This window comes from Mesorhizobium sp. M6A.T.Ce.TU.002.03.1.1 (genome assembly GCF_003997275.1).
Taxonomy (GTDB): domain Bacteria; phylum Pseudomonadota; class Alphaproteobacteria; order Rhizobiales; family Rhizobiaceae; genus Mesorhizobium; species Mesorhizobium mediterraneum.
In genome coordinates, this window is record NZ_RZTI01000069.1 from 1 (window position 1) to 25,185 (window position 25,185).

Sequence of the window (25,185 nt, forward strand, 5' to 3'; positions counted from 1 at the left end):
TTGCGAAGCGAGCGCGGCGTCAGTCAAAAGGCCATGGCCGAGGCGATCGGCGTCAGCGCCGCCTATTTGTCGGCGCTGGAGCATGGCCGTCGCGGCGCACCGACCTGGACGCTGATCCAGAAGATCATCGGCTATTTCAACGTCATATGGGACGATGCGGAAGAGCTCGCGCGGCTGGCCGAAACCTCGCACCCGCGGGTGAAGCTCGACACGTCGGGCCTCAGCCCGGCCGCCACCGAGCTTGCCAATCTGCTGGCCGAAAACATCGAGAAACTCGACGAAGCCGAGCTTCGCCGCATCACCGCATCGATCCGCGCCGCTTTGAAGCAGCCGAAGTGATCGCCTGCTACTGAACCGCGCCGACCAGAACCTGCTGGCCATCACGGATCGAGACCCAGCGGCCGGTATTGTCGATCGCCTGCCGCTTGAGGAAGCGGTAGCCGGTCCGGTCCCACGCGCGGACCTTTCCGTCCAGATTGTCGAGGATGTAGTCGCCCTTGCTCGTGCGCACCGTCAGCACTGCATGGCCCTCGCCGTCGGGCTTGCGCACCACGGTCATCAGAAGATCGGCGTAAGACACGCCCATGCGGTTCAATTCGCGGCGCTTCTCCAGGACATAGTCCTCACAGTCGCCGACACCCTTGGCCGGATAGGCCCAGACCTCGTCCTTGCCGTAGATGTCGAAGTCGCTTATCGGCTTGACGGCGGCGTTGACCCTGGCGTTGACGCTGAGCATCTTGCGCCAGAGCGAGCCGGTCATGGTGGCGGGGGCGAGATTGCCCGGGCGGATCGAGCATTCGGCCGGATTGGTCTTGCAGAAATCGTAATGGCCGATCGGCTGCGATGTCGGGCCGCCGGTTGCCATTGGTCCGGCCGCCGAAGCCGCCGTCGACCAGCCTGCCGCAAGTGCCAGCCCTGCGAGTGCGCACACGCGCACCTTTCTCGCCATTGGTGAGGAAATCATTGTCCCCCTCGTCCCTTGTTGTTAACGAAACGTTAAGGGCGATTCACAGTCCCGTCAATTATACGAACGGCCAGATTTGCGACATGGTTACCGGCACGGCCGAAAACGCGGCTATTGTGCAACAGGTCGATTTGAGCGGCTGCTACCATCCGGGCCTCATAAGGTGCATTCTTACTTTTTGGCGGTGCGGACCAGCTTCGGCTTCACTGCAACGCGGGTCTGGCGGCCATAGCTGGTGATGAAGTCGACGATGCGCGGCACGATTTCGGAGCGGAAGCGCGAGCCGTTGAAGACGCCGTAATGGCCGACCGCCGGCTGCATGTAATGAGCGTGCCTGTCCGCGGGGATGTTGACGCAGAGGTCGTGTGCGGCCTGGGTCTGGCCGAGGCCGGAAATGTCGTCGTTCTCGCCCTCGACGGTGAACAGGGCGACATTGCGGATCGCTGAGGGATCGATGGCCACGCCGCGATGCGTCATTTCGCCCTTGGGCAAAGCGTGGCGGACAAACACGGTGTCGACCGTCTGCAGGTAGAACTCCGCCGTCAGATCCATCACCGCCATATATTCGTCGTAGAAGTCGCGGTGCTTCTCGGCATTGTCGCCGTCATGCTTCACCAGATGCATGAAGAAGTCCTTGTGGGCGATGATGTGGCGGTCGAGGTTCATGCTCATGAAGCCCGAAAGCTGCAGGAAGCCGGGATAGACCTCACGGCCGAAGCCCGGCACCGGCCACGGCGCCTGCATGACGACGTTGTCGCGGAACCAGTCGATGCCCTTTTCCTCGGCCAGAAGATTGACCGCGGTCGGATTGCGGCGGGTGTCGATCGGCCCGCCCATCAGCGTCATTGTCGAAGGAACGAACGGGTCGCCGCGCGTTTCCATCAGCGCCACAGCCGCCAGCACCGGCACCGAAGGCTGGCATACCGCCATGACATGGGTATCGGGGCCTAGCGCGTGCAGCATGTCTATGATGTAGTCGATGTAGTCGTCGAGGTCGAAGCTGCCATCGCTGAGCGGCACCATGCGGGCGTCCACCCAGTCGGTGATGTGCACGTCGGCATGGGGCAGCATCGCCTCGACCGTGCCGCGCAGCAGCGTCGCATAATGGCCCGACATCGGCGCCACTATCAGCAGCTTCGGATCGGGCCGGCGGCCGGCGGGAACCGCCCGCTCGAAGCGGAGCAGATTGCAGAACGGCCGCGACCACACCGTCTTTTCGGTGACGTCGACGCTTTTCCAGTCGACCACGGTTTTGGTCAGGCCGAATTGCGGCTTGCTGTAGCGGCGCGTCGTGCGCTCGAACAATTCGGCCGTTGCCGCGACCGAGCGGCCCCAGGACGTGTGCGTGAATGGATTCAGCGGATTGGTGTAGAGCATCCGCACCGCATCGGCATAGAGGCGGGCTGGTTGCACGGCGGCGTGGTTCAATTCGTAGAACTGGTAGAACATCGAGAACCCCGCTGCTGCGACCGAAGGGACGACAGCAGTGCCGAGCCTTGAATCTCTCGCGGGGAAGTTAACAACAAACTGCTGCGATGCAATACGTCATGTGCCGTGATTTATGCTCATACTTTCGTTTAAGGTGTTGAAATCCGGCTTTGAACGGCGGGAGCCGGCTTATTGTGCGACTGCGAAGGCGTAACGAGGCAAGGCGTGTCCGGCGCTGGCCGGACACAAGAAGCATCACACGCGGTCGGTGCACACGGAAGTATGGCCCGAACTGATGAAGCCGAGCCGCCTGGCGGCGCCCTTCGACAGGTCGATCACGCGCCCCTTGATGAACGGGCCACGGTCGTTGATGCGCACGACGACGCTGCGGCCATTGTTGCGGTTGGTGACCTTCAGCTTGGTGCCAAAAGGCAAGGTGCGGTGCGCCGCGGTCAGCGCCGACGGGTTCATCCGCTCGCCCGAAGCGGTCTTCGAGTGCAGCGCGTACCAGGAGGCGCGGCCGCATTGAGCGGCGGCAGGGGAGGTGGATGCGCCGACCATGAGGCCAGCCGCGATCGTCGCCGCGACAAGCGCAGTCTGTTTGTTTTTGTTCATGTTTGGGAATGTCTCCGTTGACAGACCCAAGCCGTTGGAGGCGAATAAGGCAGGAAATGCGGCAAAGGCCCGGCAGTTCCGTGGCAGCGGCACACGTTTGGAGTCGGCGCGAAACAGTCTGTCAGAGTTTTCTGCTGGCTGGTTGCGAGTCTTCGATGATCTTCGCGCTGATCTTCGAGATGTCGTCATCAAGATCAGACGTTAAGATGCAAGGTCAGGTGAGCGCGATAGGGTCGCTTCCTTTCGCTCTTGCATCACGGTCATGGCGCAATTGACGATCGACTTGGGAAGGAAATTCCGGCGATGAGATTGATCAAGAATCTGCTGGCGTTGTTGGTGCTCGCCATTGGAGCGCTCTGGTCGCTGCAAGGCATCGGCCTCGTCGGCGGCAGCTTCATGACCGGCCAGTCGCAATGGCTCTATATCGGCATCGTCGCCATGCTGGTCGGGCTGGTGGGATTGGTGTGGGCGAACCGTTCGCGCGGTTGACCCAATGCATGGCGTTCAGAGCAAGCCTTGGGCTTGGACCGGGGTGCGCAGCGGTTTGTTGCAGGGACCAGACCAGATGGCGCGGGAGCCGGGTCGCGCTATTCACTGTGACCAATACTGCCAGGCCCAGTAGAAGCTTTCGTCGCGCGGCGGCAGGCGGCTGCGCCCGGCGTCCAATTGGACGGGGACTGGCGATCTGGGCTCGTCCTCGGCCGCCTGACTGTCCCTGGCCTGGATCAGGCGAAGCCGGCTGCCAGGAAAGGCAAACAGCGTTGCGGTGGAATGGTCCATCACTGTCTCTCCTTTGTTCACTCCCGTCCTGCCCATGGAACGAGCGCGCGCTCGAGCCTGCGAATGATGAATTCGAGCACGAAGGCGATGGCAGCGATCACCAGGATGCCCATCACCACCACGTCGGTGACGAGGAACTGGGCGGCCGACTGGATCATGAAGCCAAGCCCGCGCGTCGCCGCCACCAGCTCGGCGGCGACCAAGGTCGACCAGCCGGCGCCAAGCGCGATGCGCAGGCCGGTCAGGATCGAGGGCAGGGCGCTGGGCAGGATCACATGCCGTATGACCTGCGCCCGCGTCGCGCCAAGCGAACGGGCCGCGTTGACGCGTTCCTGCGAGACGCCGCGAACGCCCGAAGCCGTCGACAGCGCGACCGGCGCCAGCATGGCGATGGCGATCACCAGGATCTTTGACGGCTCGCCGATGCCGAACCAGATGATGACCAGCGGCAGATAGGCGAGCGGCGGGATCGGCCGCAGGAATTCCAGCAGCGGATCGAAGATACCGCGACCTATCACGCTGGTGCCGATGGCCAACCCGACGGGGACGCCGACGATGACGGCCGCGACCAGCGCCGCGAACACGCGGCCCAGGCTGGCGACGATATGCTGGACGAGCGTCGCGTCCACAAAACCGTCGCGGACGACGGCAATGAATTTGATCCAGACGGCGGCAGGCGACGGTAGAAAGACCGGCGACACAAGTTGCAGGCGAGCCGACAGCGCCCATGCCGTCAGCACCGCCAGAATGGTGACAGCGCTGACCACGCGCGCCGAAACCCGGCCCCGTTTTGGCCGCGGCCGCGACCACGGCACCGACAAGGCGTCGGTCTCGTCGGCCTTGGCGCCGGTATTGGCAATTGGCCGTTCCGTGTAGGAGGAGACGGTCATGCCGCCTCTCCCTCGAAGATCGCGTCGGTCAGCTCGCCGCGGGACGCCGCGAAGGCCGGATCGGCCTTGATGGCGCGGATGGGCTCGCCGGCCGCATAGCGCCGGCTGAAGCCGGTTTCGAACGTCCGCACCACCCGGCCCGGCCCGGGCGCCAGCACCACGATGCGGGTGGCGAGCACCAGCGCTTCCTCTATGCCATGCGTGACCATCAGCACGCCGACATGGCTTGCGGTCCACAGATCGAGCAGCGTCGTCTGCATGCGCTCGCGCGTCAGCGCGTCGAGCGCGCCCAGCGGCTCGTCGAGCAGCAGGAATTGCGGTTCGGCGGCGAGTGCCCGGGCCAGCCCGACGCGCTGGCGCATGCCGCCGGAAAGCTCCCAGATATGCTTGTCGCCGGCGCCGTCGAGCTTCACCAGCCTGAGCAGCTCGTCGGCGCGCCGTGTCCGCTCAGCTGGCAGTGCGCCGCGCAGCCTGAGAGCAAAGGCGACATTCTCCGGTGCGGTCAGCCACGGAAACAGCGCGTCGTTCTGGAACACGACGGCCCGGTCCGAGCCGGGCGCGGTGATCGGCCTGCCGCCGATCGTGGCGCTGCCGCGCACCGGCTCGACCAGGCCGGCGGCAACATTGAGCAGCGAGGTCTTGCCGCAGCCGGAGCGGCCGACCAGAACGACGAAGTCGTGCTTGGCGACATCGATCGACACGCGCTCGACGGCCGGCTGGCCGTCATAATGGACAGAGACTTTGTCGAGCACGAGATGCGTCATGTGGCCTCGCAGAATCTTTGAGAGAATCCGCCTGCCCCGAAGCCGCTCCTCGTCAGCGGTTCGGGGCAGACAGCACGCGGCGTCAGGGAAGGAGAACCGCGCGCGTTTGGCGTCAGTTCGAAGCCAGCGCCTCGCTGACATATTTCGACGATATGTATTTCGAGTAATCCGGCAGCACGGCGTCGACCTTGCCCTGCTCCTTGAGGAAGGCCGATGTCGCCTCCACAGCCTTGACCGTGCCGCCGCCGAGGAACTTGTCCGAGGCCTGCTCTCCGAGCGTCGGGAAGACATAGCCCTTGAGCAGCAGCGGCACGTCGTCCAGCTTGGCGCCGGTGAGCTTGGCGATCTTTGCCGCTTGTGGCGACGACACCGACCATGCGTCCGGCTTGGCCAGGAACTCGGCGTAGGCCGCACCCGTCACCTTGACGAAGTCGCGCACCGCTTCCGGATTCTTCTCGGCGAAATCGGTGCGCACGATCCAGGCGTCGAAGGTCGGCGCGCCCCAGGCGGCGACCTGTGAGGAGTCCACCACAACCTTGCCGGACGTCTTGATCTGGCCGAGCGCCGGATCCCAGACATAGGCCGCGTCGATGTCGCCGCGCGCCCAGGCCGCCGCGATCTCCGGCGGCCTGAGATTGAGGATTTCGACCGACTTCGGATCGACGCCCTCATGCTTCAGCGCGGCAAGCAGGCTGTAATGCGTCGTCGAGACGAAAGGCACGGCCACTTTCTTGCCGGCGAGGTCGGCGACCTTTTCGATGCTGGCGCCGTTACGGGCGACAAGGGCCTCGGATTCGCCGATCAGGCCGACGATGAAAATGGTCTGGATCGGAAGCTCACGGCTGGCCGCGGCAGCCAGCGGGCTCGACCCGACATAGCCGATGTCGACCGAACCGGAAGCGACGGCGGCGATCACATCGGCGCCGGAGTCGAATTTCCGCCAGTCGATGGCCGCCTTGGTCGTGCTCTCGTAGACGCCGTCTGCCTGCGGCACTTTCGAGGGCTCGACCACCGTCTGGTAGCCGATGGTGATCTTGAGGTCTTGCGCCTGGGCCGGGCCGAGGAAGGCGGCGCCCGCAAGGGCTGCCGACGACAGGAGAACGATGCGTCGTGAAATGGTGGACATGAAAGGCTCCTTGAAAAGAGAAAACCGGACTGGCCTGCATAGTCAGCTATTTCTATCGTTCTTGTAGAGTTAAATCCTTCCAACGGCGGCGGGGTTGGTGGAAAAAAGCTGTCGGCGACGGGCTGGCGAGCGGATAGAGCGGCTGCGGCGGGGTCGTTGCTACAGGTGGCACTAAAACCTTGGAGCTTGGTCGAAGCCATTACGGTGCTGGGTGCGACCGGCAGTAATCGGGGTGAACTTCAATTCCCGATCCAGCGCCAGTCCGGTAAATCCATACTTCAAACAAGCGATAAATTGGAACCTCATTCCCTGTCTTCGCGAGTAACTATAGTATTCTTATCGACTTAGGGAGTTGACGAGATGAGCGACCATACCCACCGTGCTCCGGCGATCGCTCGTGGCATCGGCCCACATGCTCCGATGCATGCGAGCCGTGTTTCTGTGTCCTCGGCGTCACAAGCCTGGCCCAAAATCGCTGCCACGGCTTGAAAACCAAGCAAAATCAACAGCAACTGGCTTGTATATCATGTCACTAGAAATTATGTGTCATACAAGCTTCGCCGCGGTGGGGACCCACGCCAGGCGTTTCACAACCGGTGGCCCTGCGCCATCGCACGACAGAGAAACGTTCGGTCTATGCTCACAAAAAAGGGCAAGTACGGCCTCAAGGCGCTCGTGCATCTTGCACGGCTGCCGGTTGGACAGCTCGCCTTCGTCGGCGATATCGCCACCGGAAACAACATTCCGAAGAAGTTTCTCGACGCCATCCTCGGCGAATTGCGCAATGCCGGTTTCGTCCAGAGCCGCAAGGGCAAGGAGGGCGGCTATCGCTTGGCGCGGCCGGCGGATGAAATCAAGATCGGCCATGTCGTGCGCGTGCTCGACGGGCCGCTGGCCCCCATTCCCTGCGCCAGCCGCACCCGGTATCAGCGCTGTGAAGACTGTAACGAGGCGACATGCCAAGTCCGACACCTGATGCTGGAGGTCCGGCAAGCGATCGCCGAGGTGCTGGATCAGCGCAGCCTCGCCGAGATGCGCGATATCGCCAGCGACGAAGACCTTTCGGTTGCGTTGGAAATCCAGGCCTGAGCCAACAAAGCCTGAACCAGCAACGCTGGAACCATTGGCTCCTGAGGCAATTGGTGCGCGCATGACCAGTCGCGCAAATTCGATCATCCCAAATTCGATCATTATCGTCGGTGGCGGCGCCAGCGGCGTCGTCCTTGCCGCGCATCTGTTGAAGTCGCCCAATCCCGATCTCCGCGTCACGCTGATCGAAAAGCGCCCGCATTTCGGCCAGGGCATCGCCTATTCCACGCTGCTGTCGGCGCATGTGCTGAATGTCAGCGCGGCCGGCATGAGCGCCTATGCCGACGACCCCGGCAATTTCTGGCGCTGGCTGCTCGAACGCGGCCTGGCAACCCCGGAGCAGGCGCCGGTCTACGCGCCGCGCAGTGTCTATGCCCGCTATCTGAAGGAGCTGCTGGACGAGCTTGAGGCCCGCGAGACGGGGCGCCTTCGCCTGATCCGCGAGGAGAGCCTGTCGATCTCGCCGACCGCATCCGGGGTCGAGGTGGCGCTGGCCAACGGCACCAGCGTCGTCGCCCACCTTGCCGTGCTGGCGACCGGACATGACGAGGAGCCGGGCGCCGGCCAGGGCCACGCGATCAGGATGGGATCGGAAGCCGACACCGCGCTGGACCCCGAGGCCCGAGTCCTGGTGCTGGGCACTGGCTTGAGCATGGTCGATGCGTTCCTGTCGCTCGAACAGCGCGGCCATCGCGGCGATATCGTCGCGGTGTCACGGCGCGGCCTGCTGCCTTCGCCGCACCGCAAGGGCAACCCGATCAAGCTCGACGTTGCCGATATTCCGCTCGGCACCCAGCTCTCCTATTTCGTCGGGTGGTTCCGCGACCTGATCCGGGAAAACCAGAAAGCCGGCATCGACTGGCGCGATGTCGTCGATGGTCTGAGGCCCTTCAACCAGAAAATCTGGCAGAACTGGCCGTCCTCGGCCAAGCGCCGCTTTGTCGAGCACACCAAGGCATGGTGGGACATCCACCGCCATCGCATGGCGCCGGAAGTCTACGGCCGTGTCACCGAGGCGGTTCAAAAGGGACGCATCCGGCTTGTCGCCGGGCGCGTCGTCGACATCACGGCGGGCAACGAATTCACAGTGCAGGTCCAGTCCCGCCACACGCAGCGTCTCGAAACGTTCGAAATCGCCCGCATCTACGATTGCAGCGGCATCGCCAGGGACATCTCGACCACCTCGAACAGCGTGGTGCGGTCGCTGGTCGACCGCGGGCTGGCCCGGCCGGATCCGCTGCGCCTTGGCCTCGACGTATCAGACAATTGCGAGGTCATCGCCGGCGACGGCACTGTATCGGCCAAGATACTGGCGGTCGGGCCACTGACACGCGGCACCTTCTTCGAGATCGACGCCATTCCAGATATTCGCGTCCAATGCGCGCGGCTGGGGAAGCGGTTGCTGGGTTAGGGTATTGAGGTCGGCGCTCTACGGCGCCCCCCTCTGTCCTGCCGGACATCTCCCCCACGAGGGGGGAGATTGGATGTCGCAACGGCTTTCGCCAATCTCCAGCATTGAAGAGAAGGTGGGGCGTTGAGACCGCCGATCTCTCCCCTCGTGGGGGAGATGCCGGCAGGCCAGAGGGGGGCGCTGTCCCGGAGCCTTTTGCGAGCGGCCCACACCTCCAGCCGTGGAATCCCATTCCTCGTCTGGCCAATGGATTGGCACGATCTATCTTCTTTCAGACTGCAAACGGCTGGAAAAGAGGATAGGCTGACAGCCTGCCCAAGGCGGTCGCTTGACCATGGAGCATCTGATATGAGCAAGCATAAGATCGTGGCACGGGACGATGAACTGTCCCGCCTGCGTCCGCCCTATGCATCGGTTCTCGATCTGATCGGGCAGACGCCGGTCGTCGAGCTGACCAAATTCGATATCGGCAAGTGCCGGCTGTTCATCAAGCTTGAAAGCCAGAATCCCGGCGGCTCGATCAAGGACCGCATCGCGCTGTCGATGATTGCCGCCGCCGAAAAACAGGGCAAGCTGAAGCGCGGGGGCACCATCGTCGAGGCGACCGCCGGCAACACCGGTCTCGGCCTCGCGCAAGTCGGCATCCCCAAGGGCTACCGCATCATCCTCGTCGTGCCCGACAAGATGTCGCGCGAGAAAATCCAGCATCTGCGCGCGCTCGGCGCCGAAGTGCGCATGACCCGTTCCGATGTCGGCAAGGGTCACGCGGAATACTATCAGGACATGGCCGAAAAGATCGCCGCCGAGCTGCCCGGCGCCTTCTATGCCAACCAGTTCGCCAATCCCGCCAATCCGCTGGCCCACGAAACCACGACCGGCCCGGAAATCTTTCAACAGCTCGATGGTGACGTCGATGCGGTGGTCGTCGGCGTCGGCTCGGGCGGCACGCTGACCGGGCTTGGCCGCTATTTCGCTGAGGTCTCGCCGAAAACCGAGATGATTCTCGCCGATCCGGTCGGCTCGGTGCTGGCGCCGCTGATCAAGACCGGCAAGATGACAGAGGCCGGAAGCTGGACCGTGGAAGGCATCGGCGAGGATTTCGTCCCGCCCAATGCCGATCTGTCGCTGGTCAAAAAGGCCTACTCGATCACCGACAAGCAGAGCATGCTGGCGGTCCGCGACCTGCTTTCCAGGGAAGGCATCCTCGCCGGCTCGTCGTCCGGCACGCTGCTTTCGACCGCGCTTCGCTATTGCCGCGAGCAGACCGTGCCGAAGCGCGTCGTCACCTTCGTCTGCGACAGCGGCAACAAATATCTGTCGAAAGTGTTCGACGATTTCTGGCTGGCCGAGCAGGGCCTTGCCGAGCAGGAGCAGCATGGCGATCTGCGCGATCTGGTGATGCGCTCGCACCGCACCGGCGACACCGTGTTTGTCGGCCCCGACGAAAGCCTGCTCAACGCCTATGGCCGCATGCGCCGTTCGGATGTCTCGCAACTGCCGGTGCTGGACGACGGCAAGCTCGTCGGTATCGTCGACGAAAGCGATATCCTCGCCCACGTCGAAGGCCCCTATGACAGCCGCTGGGACCGCTTCAAAGCCCCTGTGCGCACGGCGATGACCTCCACCCTGCACACGCTGCAGGCCAGCCAGACGCTCGACGCGCTGCTGCCGGTCTTCGATCGCAACGAGGTCGCCATCGTCTTCGACGGCGACGAGTTCATCGGGCTGATAACCCGCATCGACCTGATCAACCATCTGAGGCGCGCCCGATGACCATCAAAGCAACCGTATCGGGCAGGAACCGTCTGGCCTTCTCGACGCGCACGATCCATGGCGGCCAGAGCCACGACCCGACGACCGGCGCGGTGATGGTGCCGATCTATGCGACCTCGACCTATGGCCAGCAGAGCCCGGGCGTGCACAAGGGCTTTGAATATGCGCGCAGCCAGAATCCGACCCGCTTTGCCTTCGAGCGCGCGGTGGCCGACCTCGAAAGCGGAACCAATGCCTTCGCCTTCGCTTCCGGGCTGGCGGCTATCGCCACCATTTTCGAGCTGCTCGATTCCGGCGCGCATGTCGTCGCCACCGACGACATCTATGGCGGCACCTTCCGGCTGCTGGAGCGGGTGCGCAAGCGCTCGGCAAACCTGCAGGTCGACTTCGTCGACTTCACCGATCTTGCGGCGGTCGAGGCGGCGATCCGCCCGGAAACCAAAATGCTCTGGGTCGAGACGCCGACCAACCCCCTGCTGCGTATCGTCGACCTCGAAGCGGTGGCCGCACTGGCCAAGCGCAGGGGCGTGCTCTCGGTCGCCGACAACACCTTTTGCAGCCCCTATCTGCAACGGCCGCTGGAACTCGGCATCGACATATCAGTCCACTCAACGACCAAATACCTCAATGGCCATTCCGACATGGTCGGCGGCGTCGCCGTGGTCGGCGACAACAAGGATCTCGCCGACCAGCTGAAGTTTCTGCAGAACGCCATCGGCGCCATATCCGGGCCGTTCGACAGCTTTCTGGCGCTGCGCGGTCTCAAGACGCTGGCGCTGAGGATGGAGCGCCATTCGTCGAACGGCCAGAAGATCGCGCACTGGCTGGAAAGCCGCCCCGACATCCGCCGCGTCATCTATCCCGGCCTCCCCAGCCATCCGCAGCACGCCATCGCCAGGCGGCAGATGCACGCTTTCGGCGGCATGATAACGGTCGAGCTCGACCGCGACCTCGCCGGCACAAAACGCTTCCTCGAGCACACGCAACTGTTCACGCTGGCCGAAAGCCTCGGCGGCGTCGAAAGCCTGATCGAGCACCCGGCGCTGATGACGCACGGCTCCATCCCGGCGCAAAAACGCGCCGAGATCGGGATTTCCGATTCGCTGGTGCGGTTGTCGGCTGGGATCGAGGATGGTGACGATCTGATCGCGGATCTGGATCAGGCGCTGGCGAGTTGAGCCCGGCAACAAGAACCTTGCGAGACGTCGGCGGGACAGTGCCCCCCTCTGCCCTACCGGGCATCTCCCCCACGAGGGGGGAGATTGGCCGTCATCTTGCGCTTTCGCCAACCTCCAACGCTGAAACACGGACGGGACGGCGAAGCTGCCGATCTCCCCCCTTGTGGGGGAGATGTCCGGCAGGACAGAGGGGGCGTGAAGGATCGCCACCGAGCGGCGCTTGTTCTGCATCTTGTGTCTTACATTCAATTCCGTTGACCTTGGCGCCATCTGGCAGAATTGTAGCTTCTTGATCCACCTTGCTGCCTGGCTCCGGAAGCTATGAACAACCGACAACGCAACCAACCGACGGCAAGCGACACCCCGCTCACCTTCGCCATCCTGGTCTTCCCCGGCTTTCCGATGATGGCGTTCAGTTCGGTCATCGAGCCGCTGCGTGCTGCCAATGTGCTGGCGAAGCGGGAATGCTATCGCTGGATCATCGTCGGCGCTGCCGCAGGTCCGGTCGAGGCCTCGAATGGCGTCGTCATCCAGCCCGGCTTTTTCGCCGGCGATGCGCCGAAGGTCGACCGCATCGTCGTCTGCTCGGGCGGCAATGCCGATCATCTCGTCGCCGACGATGCGGTGAGCTGGATCCGCAAAAGCCTGCGCAGCGGCGCCCATATCGGCGCGGTGGCGGATGCCGCCTTCTTCCTGGCGCGGGCCGGCCTGCTTGACGGCCATGCCTGCACCTTGCACTGGACAAGCCAGGCCGCCTTCACCGAGGCGTTCCCGGACATCGAGCTGAGGCGCGATCTCTACGTCATCGACCGCAAGCGCTTCACCTCGGCCGGCGGCGTCGGCAGCCTCGACATGATGCTGGAGATCATCACCAACGACTTTGGCGCCGAGCTCGCGGCCGGCGTCGCCGAATGGTTCGTGCACAGCCCGTTGCGCTCCAGCGTCGACCGCAAGCTGATGCCGCTGCGCTTGCGCACCGGCGTCCAGAACGAGCTGGTGCTGTCGGCCATCGCCATCATGGAGGATGCGGTGGAAGAGCGCCTAGGCATGGCGGCGCTGGCGGAAAAGCTCGGCGTCTCCTCCGACAAGCTCGAACGGAACTTCCGCTCCGAGCTCAGCATCTCGCCCAACGGCTATTACCGCCGCCTACGGCTGAAGCGCGCCGCTGATCTCTTGGCGCATTCGACGCTGATGGTGCGCGACGTGGCGCTCGCCTGCGGCTTCGCCTCGATGTCGAGTTTTGCGCGGGCATTTCGGGAGGAGCACGGCCACGCGCCGAAGGTGGCGCGGAGGCGCTAGGTCCTCTCGGACGTTGGCGGGACAGCGCCCCCCTCTGCCCTGCCGGGCATCTCCCCTCAAGGGGGGAGATTGGCAGCTTCGATGCTCCGCTCCTCCTGCGACGGGCGAAATTCGCGAAAGCGGCGATGACGGCCGATCTCCCCCCTTGAGGGGGAGATGTCCGGCAGGACAGAGGGGGGCGCCGTAGAGCGCTACGGACGACTTCAAGCGGCATCCGGCACAACACCTGCGGGATTCCGCACAGCCTCTGCGCAAGGCATGGCTCATCTTCCCCGTTTCCAGGAGGCACCCATGAGCATTGTCGTTTTCGACCCCGACAGCACCGAGGACGTCGACTTCAAGGACCGTATGCGCCACCCGGCGGCGGCCGATCCGGCCGGCGGCATGTGGCTGTCCGATACCGAGCCGTCCTTCATCGACGCGGATGCACTACGCAAAGGCCGGCTCGCCAAGCTGCGCGCCTGGATGCGCGAGGCCGGCTATGGCGGCGTGGTGCTGTTCGATCCCTATAACCAGCGCTACGCCACCGGCTCGCGCAACATGTTCGGCTATTTCCTGCGCAACTCGACCCGCTACTTCTTCATCCCCACCGAAGGGCCGATCGTGCTGTTCGAATATCCGCAGAGCTACCATGTCTCGATGGTGCTCGACACGATCGACGAGGCGCGTCCTTCCAAGCTGGTGTGGTCCTCGGTGTCGGGCCGCGACGACGAAACAGCGGGTCCCTTCGCCGACGAGATCGCAGAACTGCTCAAGGCGCATGGCGGCGGCTCGATGAAGCTCGGCCTCGACCGCTGCGGCCATCTGCAGGCGCTGGCGCTGGAAAAGCGCGGCTGCGAGGTCAGGGATTGCCAAGGCGAAATCCTCGCCGTGCGGGCGGTCAAGACGCCCGAAGAAGTAAAATGCCTGCAGGTGTCGATGGCCGGCGCCGAGGCCGCCGTCTACGCGGTGCGCGAGGCGATCAAGCCCGGCGTTTCCGAGAACGATCTGTTCGCCATCATGTATCACGAGGTGATCCGTCAAGGCGGCGAGTTCATCGAAACCCGGCTCTTGACCTCCGGCCAGCGCACCAACCCGTGGTTCAACGAGGCGAGCGGCCGCAAGATCAGGCCGGGCGAACTTTTGGCGCTGGATACCGATACGATCGGCTGCTACGGCTATTATTCGGACTTCTCGCGCACCTTCCGCTGCGGGCCGGGCAAGCCGACGGATTATCAGAAATCGCTCTACCGCATGGCCCACGACCAGGTTCAGCACAACATCTCGATCGTGAAACCCGGCATGGCGTTTCGCGAGATTGCTGAAAAGGCTTGGAAGATCCCGGACCGCTTCGTCGACCAGCGCTATACCTCTGTCATGCACGGCGTCGGCATGCATGGCGAGACGCCGTTCATCGCGCACGCCATGGACTACGAGACCTATGGCCGCGACGGTTTTGTCGTGCCCGGCATGGTGGTCAGCGTCGAGAGCTATATCGGCGAGAAAGGCGGACGCGAGGGTGTCAAGCTCGAAGACGAGATACTGATCACCGAGACCGGCACCGAGCTTCTGTCGCGCTTTCCCTATGAGGACGATTTTCTTGACAAGCAGGTTTGAATGAAGGGCAGGTTTGAATGAAAGGCCCGGTCTCGATCGAGCGCGGCACGGTGGCCGCGGTGTTCGTCGACCTCCAGGAGGAGCATCGGCAGGACAGGCGCTATTTGGTCGAGGGTTTTGGCGGCGTTCTCGCCAATGTCCAGCGTCTGCAGGCGGCGGCGCGGGCCAACGATGTGCTGCTCTACCATTCGGCCTATATCGTCGATCTCACCAGGGAGGCGCGGCGGTTCCATCCGGTCGATGCGAATGGCAGGTCGGCTTTCTCCGACAAGGACGATCCGCTGACCGCGATCTGTCCGGAAGTGGCGCCGGTCGCCGGCGAGATGATGCTGGTCAAGACTGAGGCCAGCGCCTTCGGTGCAGGCCCTGCAGCCGGCCGGCTCAAGGCCGAAGGCATCGAGTGGCTGGTCGTTGCCGGCGTGTGGACCGAGGCCTGCATCGACGCCACCGTCAGGGATGCGGTGTCATCAGGCTTTCGGGTGCTGCTGGTCAAGGATGCCTGCGGCAGCGGCAGCACGGCGATGCACCAGACTGCCATCATCAACCTTGCCAACCGGCTCTATGGCGGCGCCGTCACCACCACCGACGGCGCCTGCCGCCTGATCGCAGGCGAGACCGTCGATGCATGGCAGGTCGTGGGTTCCGTGCCTTTGCGCTTCACCTACGAAAACGCGGCCCGGCTCTACGACGAGCTCTGACGCTTCCAGCGGATTTGGTGGGATCGGATGGCAATGGTCAGCGACGCCGAAAAGCCCGAGACAGCAAAACGGGGAAAATACGCGACGCTGCTCGACCCGGCGCTGTGGGCCTATATCGACCGGGTCAACGCATGGTATCCGCCCGAAATGGATCTGCCGGTCGACAAGCAGCGGGCGGTCTATGACGCGATGTGCCGGGCGTTTCACACGGGCACTCCCGCAGGCGTCGAAGCCAGCGACAGCGCGGTTGCCGCCGGCGACCATGCGATCCCGATCCGGCGCTACCAACTGGCGGGCAAGGCACCGCAAGCGATGGTCGTTTATTATCACGGCGGCGGCTTCGTGCTTGGCGGGCTCGACAGCCATGACGATATCTGCGCCGAGATCTGCGCCGGCACCGGCTTTGCGGTGCTGTCCGCCGACTTCCGGCTGGCGCCCGAACATCTGCATCCGGCCGCCTTCGACGATGCGCTGGCGGTGTTCGAATGGGCGGCTGACACAGAGGGCCTGCCGATCGTGCTGTGCGGTGAGAGCGCCGGCGGCAATCTTGCCGCTGGGGTGGCGCATGCGGCACGCCATCATCCTCGCCACGCAATCGGCCAGGTGCTGATCTATCCGGAGCTGGGCGGCGATGAGAGCGCCGGCTCCTATGTCGAGCACGCCGAAGCGCCGCTGCTGACGCTCAGCGACATCGGATTCTATCGCCAGGTCCGCTCCGGCAAGGCACAGTCGCCAGACGACCCGACCTTCGCGCCGCTGCGCGACAGCGACTTCTCCGGCCTGCCGCCGACGGTCGTCGTCACCGCGCAATGCGATCCGCTGTCATCGGACGGCGAGGCCTATCGTGACCGCATCCTCGCCGCCGGCGGCCGTGCCTGGTGGCACGAGGAGCCGCGCCTCGTGCATAGCTTTCTACGCGCCCGCAAGACCGTGCCGCGGGCCGGCGAAGCGTTCACCCGCATCGTCGCCGCCATCGCCACGCTCGGCAAGGGCGGCTGGTTGTAGGGAAGGCTGTTCTGCTGCATCTCCGCGTCGGTCGGCGGCGGGAATCACCGGCCACTCGGAACCAGGTTAACTCGAAGGCTGGCGTTCTTTCGCGCCCCCCTCTGGCCTGCCGGCCATCTCCCCCCACTTGGGGGGAGATGGCAGCTTCGGCGCTGCGCTCCTGCTGCGATGTTGGAAATTGGCGGAAGCCGGGACGACAGCCGATCTCCCCTCAAGTGGGGGAGATGTCCGGCAGGACAGAGGGGGGCGCTGTCCCGCCGGCGTCTCGAAAAGTTCCGCACTGCAGCAGTGCAAGCCCCTCTCCACTTCTGCGGAACAGCGCACAACAACTGCGGAAATGCGAACACTTCGCCCGTAAATCCCGCACTATCATCGCCTATGACCAAAGGCGCCCGGCAATCGCATCCGCCCCCGCGAAGCGGTCGACCGGGCGCCGACAGGGAGGATCGACGATGAAATTCATGCTGACCGACAGAGCGTTGCATCCGCAGGCCGAGCCCGTCGCCGACGGCTTCAAGAAAGGCGGCATGAGCCGGCGCGAATATCTCGCCACCATGGCAGCACTTGGGGTCAGCGCCGCCGGCGCGCTGGCGCTGGGCGGCCTTGCGCCCTCCCCGGCCAGGGCGGCCGAGGAGCCGAGGCGCGGCGGCGTCTTGCGCGTCGCCATGAACGTCAAGGGCTGGAAGGACCCGCGCACTTTCGACGGCGTCGAAATGTCCAATGTCGCCCGTCAGTGCAACGAGTATCTGGTGCGCTGGAACCGCGATTTCACCTTCGAGCCGTGGCTGCTCGAGAGCTGGGAGACCAGCGACGACGCCCGCGTGCTCACGCTGCATGTCCGCAAGGGCATCACCTGGTCGAATGGCGATACCTTCAACGCCGACGACGTCGTCCACAATCTGACGCGCTGGTGCGATGCCGGCGTCGCCGGCAATTCGGTCGCCGAGCGCATGGGCGCGCTGGTCGACGCCGCTACCAAGAAACCGGTCGACGGCGGCATCGAGCGTGTCGATGACTTTACCGTCCGGCTCAATTTGCCGAAGCCCGACATATCGCTGATTGCCGGCATGACCGATTATCCGGCGCTGATCATGCACCGCAGCTACGATGGCGACGGCGATCCGCTGAAGGCACTGGCGATCACCACCGGACCTTGCGAACTGGTGGCATGGAACGCCGAGGTCGGCGCCGAGGTCCGCCGCAAGGACAAGCCGTGGTGGAAAGGCGACTTCTATCTCGACGGCATCCAATGGGTCGACTACGGCTCCGATCCCAACGCCATGTTCTCGGCTTTTGAATCGGGCGAGATCGACACCAACCACGAAACCGCCGCCGATACGGTTTCGCAAACCGACGCCATGGATCTAAGCAATTCCGAGCTTGCCACCGGCTCGACCATCGTCGCCCGCTTCAACGTCGGCAATCCGCCTTATGACGACATCAGGGTCCGTCGGGCCGCCCAGCTCGCCGTCGACAACAGCGCGATCCTGAAGATCGGCATGGACGACCGCGGCAAGCCGGCCGAGAACCACCATGTCGGCCCGATGCACGCCGAATATGCCGATATCGGCCCGGCCGTGCGGAATGTCGACGAAGCCAAGGCGCTGCTTGCCGAGGCCGGCAAGTCCGACCACGAATACGACTTGATATCCGTCGATGTCGACTGGCAGAAGAACACCGGCGATGCCATCGCCGCGCAGATGCGCGACGCCGGACTGAAGGTCAAACGCACCGTGCTGCCGGCGGCGACGTTCTGGAACGACTGGAGCAAATATCCTTTCTCCTGCACCGAGTGGCTCGGCCGGCCGCTGGGCGTCCAGGTGCTGGCTCTGGCCTACAGATCGGGCGCTGCCTGGAACGAGAGCGCCTACGCCAATCCGGAGTTCGACGCCTTGCTCGACAAGGCGCTGGCCACACCCGACGCCGGCGCCCGCAAGGAGATCATGGCCAAGATCGAACAGAATTTGCGCGACTCCGGCATCATCACTCAGCCCTATTGGCGCTCGGTGTACCGGACTTATCGCAAGGGCGTGCATGGCTGTGAGCAGCACCAGTCGCTCGAGCAGCATTTCGAGAAGGTTTGGCTGGACGCGTGATCGCGGGTCTTCCCTTCTCCCACAAGGGGAGAAGGGAGAGCCACGCCGGACCTTGATATCTCACGTCCGAGGCGCACTGTCTCCCGCACCAGCAGGTCTAGATCCTCGCGCCGGGTTACGGTGATTGTTGATCGCCACCCTGAGGCAATGCTGGCCATGCACCGTCGTGTCCGAAAGGGCGGCGATGCCTTCTTCCTGCAGCCTCAGCATGATCTCGGTGTTGAGCGCCTTCTGTCGCTCGCCCGACGTCTCGTCGCCGCGGTAGCGAAAACAGACGATGTTGATGCTCGGTGGCGCGACGAGTTCCAGCAGCGGCTCGGCCTCGATCAGCGTGCTGAGATAATGTCCCTGCGCGATGTTTTTGGTCGATCAGGCGGCCGAACTTCTCGATGCCGTGCTCCTTCAGCGCCATCCATACCTTCAGCGCCTGGAAACCGCGTGACGTCTGCAGGCCGTAATCATGCAGCCAGTGTCCGGAGGCGAGGCCGCGCGGCGTCGATTCCAGATATTCCGGCGTGACCGCGAAGGTTTTGCGATGCGCTGAAGCATCCCTGACTAGGATCAGGACCTATTAATTTGGCATTCAGCAGTCGATTGCAACGGCCGCCAGCCATCGCTCAAGCGATGGACCAGAAGCCCTTGTGTGAGCTCCTGCTCGCCAGGAGTTAGGCGGCGACTTCCCGGATCGCTCGCGCAAAGACGGGCAAAGAGCGCTCCACCATGCCGTCGTTTGCAGTCAAACTGATCCGCAGACGTCCAGGCAATTGGGCGACGCTGCCGGGCAGCACCCAGACACCGTCAGTTGCGAGGCGTGCCGCGAAGGCCACGTCGTCCGGTATTGGGGAGCGTGGAATGAGATAGAAGGTACCTTCAGGCACCGGCAGGTCGTATCCCGCTGCCCTCAAGCCTTCGACCATGCGATCGCGGCGCCGCGCGAGGGCTGCGACATCTATGCTGAGCTTCTCGAGATCAGGCAGTGCCCGCTGCAGGGTACGGCCGGCAAAAGCCCAACCGTGCGAAACCTGCGCTATGTCGACAGCCTCGCGCAATAGTATGCGATCGGCCTCGGGCATGTCCGCCCCGAGTGCGAGCCAGCCCAGGCGCTCGCCGGGCGCGAGCAAGGTCTTGCCGAAGGAATAGGCGATCAGCGTGTGCGGGTAGCTCTCGGCCGGACTGATATGCGCATGGCCGTCAAACACCAGTCGCGCATAGGGCTCGTCGGCAAGGAGATAGATCACCTTGCCAAATCTTTCGGACGCGGCCGCGAGCTTGTCGGCGAGCGCGTCGAGTTGAGCGCGGGGAAAGATGCGGCCGGTCGGGTTGTGCGGCGTGTTGACCACCACCACGCGGGTGCGCGGGGTGATCGCTGCCTCAATCTTTTCGAGATCGAGGTCATAGGTTCCCGGTGCTAGATCGACGGCGACGGGTGTCCCTGCCGCGCCGCGAATCTGGGCACCATAGGCGAACCAGCCGGGACGCGGATAGATGACCTCCTCTCCCACCTCGAGCACGGCGAGCAGCGCAGCCGCTATCGCGCCGAACCCTCCCGCGGTGATCGCAATGTCGTCTGGCTTGTAGTTCCGGCTTCGCGCCTGGCTGAGCGAGCGGGCCACCGTTTCGCGCGCCAGCGCATCGTACTTTTTATAACCGAACCAGTGAACATCCTGTGGCTCGACGTGGCGGATCAATGCATCGACAAATCCACGCAACGGCGTTTCCTGCGGATTGCCGAACATGAAATCGCAGGCATCAGGCCCCAGGCCGTCGCCCTCCAGGACGTTTCGCGCAAAATCCATGACCGTGCGCATTTCCTCGGTGACGGCGAGCATCCGGCTGGACACGGTGGCGATTGGCACGCACTTCCCCTGCTGCAGGCGGCGCATGTCGAGCGTTTCTTCGAAAGCCATGCCGGAGGATTTTGGCGTCGCGTCCATGGTGGTTTCTCCCTCTCCCGCTACTCGGCCGGGAACTGGCAGCCCGGCGTCGAGCGCGAAAGGGCCGTCTCCTCCGCGTCCATCTCGGCTTCGATGCCGTCGAACAGCGGCGTCGTCATGTAGCGTTCGCCGGTGTCGGGAAGCATGCACAGGATCACCGAGCCGGGTGCGGCTTTTTCCGCGATCTGGCGTGCCACGGCAAAAGTGGCTCCGCCGGAGATGCCGGTGAAAATCCCTTCCTTTTGCGCCAGCGCCTTGGCCCATTTGATGCCTTCGGGGCCGGGAACAGGCACGACCTCGTCATAGAGGCTGGCGTCGACCGCCTCCTGCAGCACGTTGGGAATGAAGTCGGGGGTCCAGCCCTGGATCGGGTGCGGCTCGAACGCCGGATGGCTGGCGGCGGGCCCACCGTCGGCGCCGCGCTCCTGTGCCTTGCCGCTGCCGATGAGCTGGGCGTTGGCGGGCTCGGCCAGCACGATCCGCGTCTCCGGGCGCTCGCGGCGCAGCACGCGCCCGACACCGACGACGGTGCCGCCGGTTCCGTAACCGGTGACGAAGCAGTCGAGCCGCGAGCCGGCGAAATCGTTGATGATTTCGCGCGCCGTCGTCGCCTCGTGAATGGCGGCATTGGCCTTGGTCTCGAACTGGCGGGCAAGGAACCAGCCATTGGCCTCGGCCAGTTCCACCGCCTTGTTGTACATGCCAAAACCCTTCTGGGCGCGCGGCGTCAGCACCACCTTGGCGCCCAGCATGCGCATCAGCTTGCGGCGCTCGATGGAGAAACTGTCGGCCATCGTCACCACCAGCGGATAGCCCTTCTGGGCGCAGACCATGGCCAGCCCGATGCCGGTGTTGCCGCTGGTCGCCTCGACGACCGTCTGGCCCGGCTTCAGGGCGCCGCTGCGCTCGCCTTCTTCGATGATGTTGAGCGCCAGCCGGTCCTTCACCGACGCCGCCGGATTGAAGAATTCGGCCTTCACATAGATCGTCACACCATCGGGGCCGAGATTGTTGATCCTGATCACCGGCGTATCGCCGACCGTATCGAGAATGCTGTCGAACAGGCGGCCGCGGCCGGCCGTGGTCCTGATTTTTTGCTGATACAACATGGCTGTTCTCCTCTTTTTGTTATTGTCACGAGTTGTCGTCACGAGCCGGTTACAAACCGGCGGCGTGGGCGGCGAGGTTTCGAGACCTTGCCGCGGTACGGTGCCTGTGGCGGCAATGCTGCCCGGAAAGGCGGCAATGCCGGCGTCCGGCGCGGAAAATTCGTTGCCGGATGCACTCTATCGCTTTCAGTGATAAAGCAGAGGGCGATAGGCCAGCGTGGGAGCAAGCGTGGAAACGCACGTGGAATCCGCTCGATCGAGCCTGGGCGGCGCAACGGCCGGGCTGTCCGTGCGGCTGCTCGGGCCGCTGACGATCATGCGCGACGGTGCCGTCGTGCAACTGCCGGCATCGCGCAAGCTGCGCGCGCTCTTCGCCTATCTGGCGCTAGCGCCGCATGCCGTCGGACGCAGCCGTCTGTGCGAGCTCTTGTGGGACGTGCCGAACGATCCGAGGGGCGAGCTTCGCTGGTGCCTCAGCAAGCTCAGAAGCATTCTCGACGACCCCGCCAGGATCGAGACGTCTGGCGATACGGTCGCGCTTGATCTCAGCGGCAGTCTCGTCGACGCGATCGATATTGCCTCGGCCGCCGCTGATGGAATCGAGACGCTCGATCTGGAGCGGCTGCAGGTCTTGTCCGGCCTGTTCGTCGGCGATTTCCTCGACGGGCTGGAGATCGACCGCAGCCCGCATTTCAACAGCTGGCTGATCGCGCAACGCCGCCGGTTCAGATCATGCCATGCCGCCATCCTGGAACATCTCGTCAACAATCTCCCGGCAGATGCCGACGAAACCTCTCCACATCTGGAAAAGTGGGTGGAACTTAATCCGTTCGACGGGCGCGCGCATGCGGCTCTTCTGGCAGGGCTTGCACGGCGCGGCCAGATCGGCGCGTGCGAGGAACATCTCGCTTCCGCGGAGCAGCTGTTTGCTTCGGAGGATCTGGATTTCAGTCCCGTTCGTGAGGCATGGCGGACGATCCGCAGCGAACGAACTGCCGCGACGCTCTGGGCGCGACCGGCACTTCTGCCCGCGGCCCCCCAGGCGTCGATTGTGCTTCCCCATCCCGATACTGCTGCATCGCAGAAGGCTTCGCTTGCCGTGATGCCTTTCATCGAGGAAGCCGGCATCGGCAGTGCTCGCGGTGGCCCCTCTCGCGGTGGATTAGCCGATGGCCTCACCCACGACATCATCACCCGTTTGGCCAAGCTCAGGGACTTCTTCGTCATCGCCCGCGGCTCGGTCTTTGCGCTGGCGGAAAAAAACATCGCGCCCGAAGACGCCGGCCGGCGGCTTAACGTCGACTATGTCGCCACCGGCACCGTGCGCAGCCAGGCAGGCCGCGTCGTGGTCTCAGTCGAACTTGTCGAGGTTCGCACGGTCAGGATCGTCTGGGCCGAGACGTTCGAGCGCAAGCCCGACGATATCTTTGCCGTCCTCGACGATATCGGCAACAGCATTGTCTCGTCGATCTCGGCCGAAATCGAGATGGTCGAGCGCAACCGCGCCTTGCTGAAAGCGCCCAACTCGCTGAATGCCTGGGAGGCTTACCATCGCGGCCTCTGGCACATGTATCGCTTCACCCGCACGGAAAACGAACAGGCCCGGCATTTCTTCGGCATGGCCCTGAAGCTCGATCCGACCTTCGCCCGTGCCTATGCCGGCCTGTCCTTCACCCATTGGCAAAACGCCTTTCAGCGCTGGGGAGACCGCGACAGGGAAAGCGCGCTGGCCTTCGAAACCGCCGGCCAAAGTCTTCTGGTCGATGACCACAATCCGGCCGCCCACTGGGCCATGGGCCGGGCTCTGTGGCTGCGCGGCGAGCAGGACGGATCCCTCATCGAGTTGGAGCGGGCCGTCGACCTCAGCCCGAACTTCGCGCTTGGCCACTACGCACTTTCGTTTGTACACTCGCAGTCGGGTGACCCAAAAGCGGCGATCGGTTCATCCGACCATTCGCGCCATCTGAGCCCGTTCGATCCGCTGCTGTTCGGCATGCTGGGGGCCAGGGCGATGGCGCATGTCCGGCTCGGCCAGTTCGACGAGGCTGCCGAATGGGCGCTGAAAGCCGCCGCCCGTCCCAATGCCCATGCCATCATCCTGGCGATCGCGGCCCACTGCCTCGCGCTGGCGGGACGGCTTGACGAAGCGCGAAACTTTTCCGCCGCGCTGCGCAAGACGCTGCCGAACTACTGCGCCGATGATTTTATCGGCACCTTCCGCTTCGAGCCGGGCGCCGAGGCCATGTTCCGGCAAGGGGCGAGAAGGATTGGGCTGGGCTGATCCATCCCAGGTCGGGATGGTGCTTGTGAAGCGAATGAGCCCGAGCCATGCCTCCGTCTGACACTACAACCGATCGTGGCCGCGATCCTCGCCCGGGCCCCTCTCGGTGCGGATAACTGAGTGCACTTTACGACTCAGCTATGTATCTTATCGGAGCTGACCTTCTCGGGAGGCTAATGCATGTCGCCAAAAAGGGGTAATGACATGCATACAAAAAAATAAAGCGCGTCGCATGGGCCTCTTCAGACGCGTGCTTCAGCTGCGTGCGGAGGCATGAGGACAGGATGACAACGAACCCCAGGAATGACGTCAATAACGGGGTAAAAGTCCAAACGCGCGCAAAGGAGCGAGAGCGCATCGTCCGCGCTGCGGACAGTGTCGATCGGGTCTACGCGGCGATCAAGGAATTCGCGATCGACTATCGTTTCCGGCCGGGAGAGAAGATCAACGAGGTCGAACTCGCGACTGAACTTGGCGTAAGTCGCACGCCGGTGCGCGCGGCTCTCAACAGATTGCAGCGCGACGGCTTCGTGGCGTCCGTTCCGAACAAGGGATTCTATGCCCGCGAACTCACGCCGGAAGCCGTGCGCGATCTCTACGAACTCCGCGCGGCGATCGAGCGGGCCGCATTCGTCCTGGCCTGTGAGCGGGCAACGGACACCGAGATCCAGGCGACGGTCGACGCATGGACCAAGCATAGCAGCCTGAAGGGTGAAGGGTCGTGGGCGAAGGTTGCCGTTGCCGATGAAAGTTTCCACATGGCCCTGACGCAATTGTCGAAGAATGCGCAGATGGTCAATGCGCTCGAGGGCCTATGTTCGCGGATTCGCTTTTTCCGGCGCATCGATCTGGAGTCCATGCCGCGCCGCAGCCACAGCCACCAGGAGCATGAGGCGATCATTGATGCCCTGCGCCGTCGCGATGCCGCGGGCGGGGCAGCCCTGGTCGAAAAGCACATCACGCTGAGTTCGGCGCATGCAATGGAGGTGGCCGCGCGTGGCTTAGCGCGGATCTTTTTCGGCACTACCGCGTAGGAGGACCATCGCGGAGAGCGGGGAAGAGGAACACAGCGAGGCGGAACGAGCGTGAGCGGCGGAACAGCCGATCTCCCCCGCATGGGGCCGCATGGGGGGAGATCGGCAGCTTCGT

Annotated in this window: 23 protein-coding genes and 1 pseudogene; 14 read left to right on the forward strand and 10 right to left on the reverse strand. The window is 64.0% G+C overall.

What is annotated here, in order from left to right; all coding sequences use genetic code 11:
- The coding region (locus tag EOC93_RS19955) for a helix-turn-helix transcriptional regulator (RefSeq protein ID WP_164759208.1) at window positions 1-339 on the forward strand (339 nt) is incomplete at its 5' end.
- A gap of 7 nt (window positions 340-346) precedes the next feature.
- Here the strand turns inward: EOC93_RS19955 and EOC93_RS19960 are convergent.
- From EOC93_RS19960 to EOC93_RS19970, 3 genes are all read right to left on the reverse strand, one after another.
- On the reverse strand, window positions 347-964 hold the full coding sequence (locus EOC93_RS19960) for a transglutaminase-like cysteine peptidase (RefSeq protein ID WP_095484772.1): 618 nt from the start codon (window positions 962-964) through the stop codon (window positions 347-349).
- Between the two features lie 171 nt (window positions 965-1,135).
- Window positions 1,136-2,413, reverse strand: a complete 1,278-nt coding sequence (locus tag EOC93_RS19965) for a polyhydroxyalkanoate depolymerase (RefSeq protein WP_095484771.1) — start codon at window positions 2,411-2,413, stop codon at window positions 1,136-1,138.
- A gap of 234 nt (window positions 2,414-2,647) precedes the next feature.
- A complete protein-coding gene (locus tag EOC93_RS19970; protein ID WP_095484770.1) occupies window positions 2,648-3,007 on the reverse strand; it encodes a septal ring lytic transglycosylase RlpA family protein in 360 nt (119 codons plus the stop codon).
- Between the two features lie 303 nt (window positions 3,008-3,310).
- Between EOC93_RS19970 and EOC93_RS34160 the strand changes: the two genes are divergently transcribed.
- Window positions 3,311-3,496 (forward strand): hypothetical protein, encoded by a 186-nt coding sequence (locus tag EOC93_RS34160; RefSeq protein ID WP_095484769.1) that lies wholly within the window; start codon window positions 3,311-3,313, stop codon window positions 3,494-3,496.
- 102 nt (window positions 3,497-3,598) lie between these two features.
- On the opposite strand, the gene EOC93_RS19980 is transcribed toward EOC93_RS34160, so the two are convergent.
- The 4 genes from EOC93_RS19980 to tauA form a co-directional block, all read right to left on the reverse strand.
- Window positions 3,599-3,787, reverse strand: coding sequence for a hypothetical protein (locus EOC93_RS19980; RefSeq protein WP_127205470.1), 189 nt, complete (start codon window positions 3,785-3,787; stop codon window positions 3,599-3,601).
- A gap of 17 nt (window positions 3,788-3,804) precedes the next feature.
- Window positions 3,805-4,677: an ABC transporter permease subunit gene (locus EOC93_RS19985; RefSeq protein WP_127205471.1), complete on the reverse strand. Its 873-nt coding sequence runs from the start codon at window positions 4,675-4,677 to the stop codon at window positions 3,805-3,807.
- Window positions 4,674-5,441 carry a taurine ABC transporter ATP-binding protein gene (locus tag EOC93_RS19990; RefSeq protein ID WP_127205472.1) on the reverse strand — a complete coding sequence of 256 codons (768 nt, stop codon included), beginning with the start codon at window positions 5,439-5,441 and terminating at the stop codon, window positions 4,674-4,676. The genes EOC93_RS19985 and EOC93_RS19990 overlap by 4 nt, the downstream gene beginning before the upstream one ends.
- A gap of 112 nt (window positions 5,442-5,553) precedes the next feature.
- The gene (tauA, locus tag EOC93_RS19995) at window positions 5,554-6,567 is read right to left on the reverse strand and encodes a taurine ABC transporter substrate-binding protein (RefSeq protein ID WP_095484766.1); all 1,014 of its coding nucleotides are present in this window, start codon (window positions 6,565-6,567) and stop codon (window positions 5,554-5,556) included.
- A gap of 636 nt (window positions 6,568-7,203) precedes the next feature.
- Here tauA and EOC93_RS20000 point away from each other — a divergent pair.
- The 9 genes from EOC93_RS20000 to EOC93_RS20060 all read left to right on the forward strand — a co-directional run bounded on the left by EOC93_RS20000 (window position 7,204) and on the right by EOC93_RS20060 (window position 18,712).
- Window positions 7,204-7,656: an Rrf2 family transcriptional regulator gene (locus tag EOC93_RS20000; RefSeq protein WP_095484765.1), complete on the forward strand. Its 453-nt coding sequence runs from the start codon at window positions 7,204-7,206 to the stop codon at window positions 7,654-7,656.
- A gap of 61 nt (window positions 7,657-7,717) precedes the next feature.
- Window positions 7,718-9,067: an FAD/NAD(P)-binding protein gene (locus EOC93_RS20005; protein WP_127205473.1), complete on the forward strand. Its 1,350-nt coding sequence runs from the start codon at window positions 7,718-7,720 to the stop codon at window positions 9,065-9,067.
- A 348-nt stretch (window positions 9,068-9,415) separates the two neighbouring features.
- Window positions 9,416-10,840, forward strand: a complete 1,425-nt coding sequence (locus EOC93_RS20015; RefSeq protein WP_127205474.1) for a pyridoxal-phosphate dependent enzyme — start codon at window positions 9,416-9,418, stop codon at window positions 10,838-10,840.
- On the forward strand, window positions 10,837-12,018 hold the full coding sequence (locus EOC93_RS20020) for a cystathionine gamma-synthase (protein ID WP_127205475.1): 1,182 nt from the start codon (window positions 10,837-10,839) through the stop codon (window positions 12,016-12,018). The genes EOC93_RS20015 and EOC93_RS20020 overlap by 4 nt, the downstream gene beginning before the upstream one ends.
- A gap of 321 nt (window positions 12,019-12,339) precedes the next feature.
- On the forward strand, window positions 12,340-13,317 hold the full coding sequence (locus tag EOC93_RS20030) for a GlxA family transcriptional regulator (RefSeq protein WP_127205476.1): 978 nt from the start codon (window positions 12,340-12,342) through the stop codon (window positions 13,315-13,317).
- A gap of 291 nt (window positions 13,318-13,608) precedes the next feature.
- A complete protein-coding gene (locus tag EOC93_RS20040) occupies window positions 13,609-14,913 on the forward strand; it encodes a Xaa-Pro peptidase family protein (protein ID WP_095484758.1) in 1,305 nt (434 codons plus the stop codon).
- Between the two features lie 17 nt (window positions 14,914-14,930).
- Window positions 14,931-15,611, forward strand: coding sequence for an isochorismatase family protein (locus EOC93_RS20045; RefSeq protein WP_095484757.1), 681 nt, complete (start codon window positions 14,931-14,933; stop codon window positions 15,609-15,611).
- 27 nt (window positions 15,612-15,638) lie between these two features.
- Window positions 15,639-16,616 carry an alpha/beta hydrolase gene (locus EOC93_RS20050; RefSeq protein WP_245329826.1) on the forward strand — a complete coding sequence of 326 codons (978 nt, stop codon included), beginning with the start codon at window positions 15,639-15,641 and terminating at the stop codon, window positions 16,614-16,616.
- 452 nt (window positions 16,617-17,068) lie between these two features.
- Window positions 17,069-18,712, forward strand: a complete 1,644-nt coding sequence (locus EOC93_RS20060) for an ABC transporter substrate-binding protein (RefSeq protein ID WP_127205477.1) — start codon at window positions 17,069-17,071, stop codon at window positions 18,710-18,712.
- A gap of 44 nt (window positions 18,713-18,756) precedes the next feature.
- Here the strand turns inward: EOC93_RS20060 and EOC93_RS20065 are convergent.
- From EOC93_RS20065 to EOC93_RS20075, 3 genes and pseudogenes are all read right to left on the reverse strand, one after another.
- Window positions 18,757-19,271, reverse strand: a pseudogene (locus tag EOC93_RS20065) (pyridoxal-dependent decarboxylase); the annotation flags it as partial.
- A gap of 106 nt (window positions 19,272-19,377) precedes the next feature.
- The gene (locus EOC93_RS20070) at window positions 19,378-20,646 is read right to left on the reverse strand and encodes an aminotransferase class I/II-fold pyridoxal phosphate-dependent enzyme (protein ID WP_095484754.1); all 1,269 of its coding nucleotides are present in this window, start codon (window positions 20,644-20,646) and stop codon (window positions 19,378-19,380) included.
- A 20-nt stretch (window positions 20,647-20,666) separates the two neighbouring features.
- On the reverse strand, window positions 20,667-21,755 hold the full coding sequence (locus tag EOC93_RS20075) for a pyridoxal-phosphate dependent enzyme (RefSeq protein ID WP_095484753.1): 1,089 nt from the start codon (window positions 21,753-21,755) through the stop codon (window positions 20,667-20,669).
- On the opposite strand from EOC93_RS20075, the gene EOC93_RS20080 reads away from it, so the two are divergent.
- From EOC93_RS20080 to EOC93_RS20090, 3 genes are all read left to right on the forward strand, one after another.
- Window positions 21,754-21,948 carry a hypothetical protein gene (locus tag EOC93_RS20080; protein ID WP_127205478.1) on the forward strand — a complete coding sequence of 65 codons (195 nt, stop codon included), beginning with the start codon at window positions 21,754-21,756 and terminating at the stop codon, window positions 21,946-21,948. The genes EOC93_RS20075 and EOC93_RS20080 overlap by 2 nt on opposite strands.
- A gap of 123 nt (window positions 21,949-22,071) precedes the next feature.
- Window positions 22,072-24,036, forward strand: coding sequence for a BTAD domain-containing putative transcriptional regulator (locus EOC93_RS20085; protein ID WP_095485101.1), 1,965 nt, complete (start codon window positions 22,072-22,074; stop codon window positions 24,034-24,036).
- A gap of 284 nt (window positions 24,037-24,320) precedes the next feature.
- Window positions 24,321-25,070: a GntR family transcriptional regulator gene (locus tag EOC93_RS20090; protein WP_127205479.1), complete on the forward strand. Its 750-nt coding sequence runs from the start codon at window positions 24,321-24,323 to the stop codon at window positions 25,068-25,070.
- Window positions 25,071-25,185 lie beyond the last annotated feature (115 nt).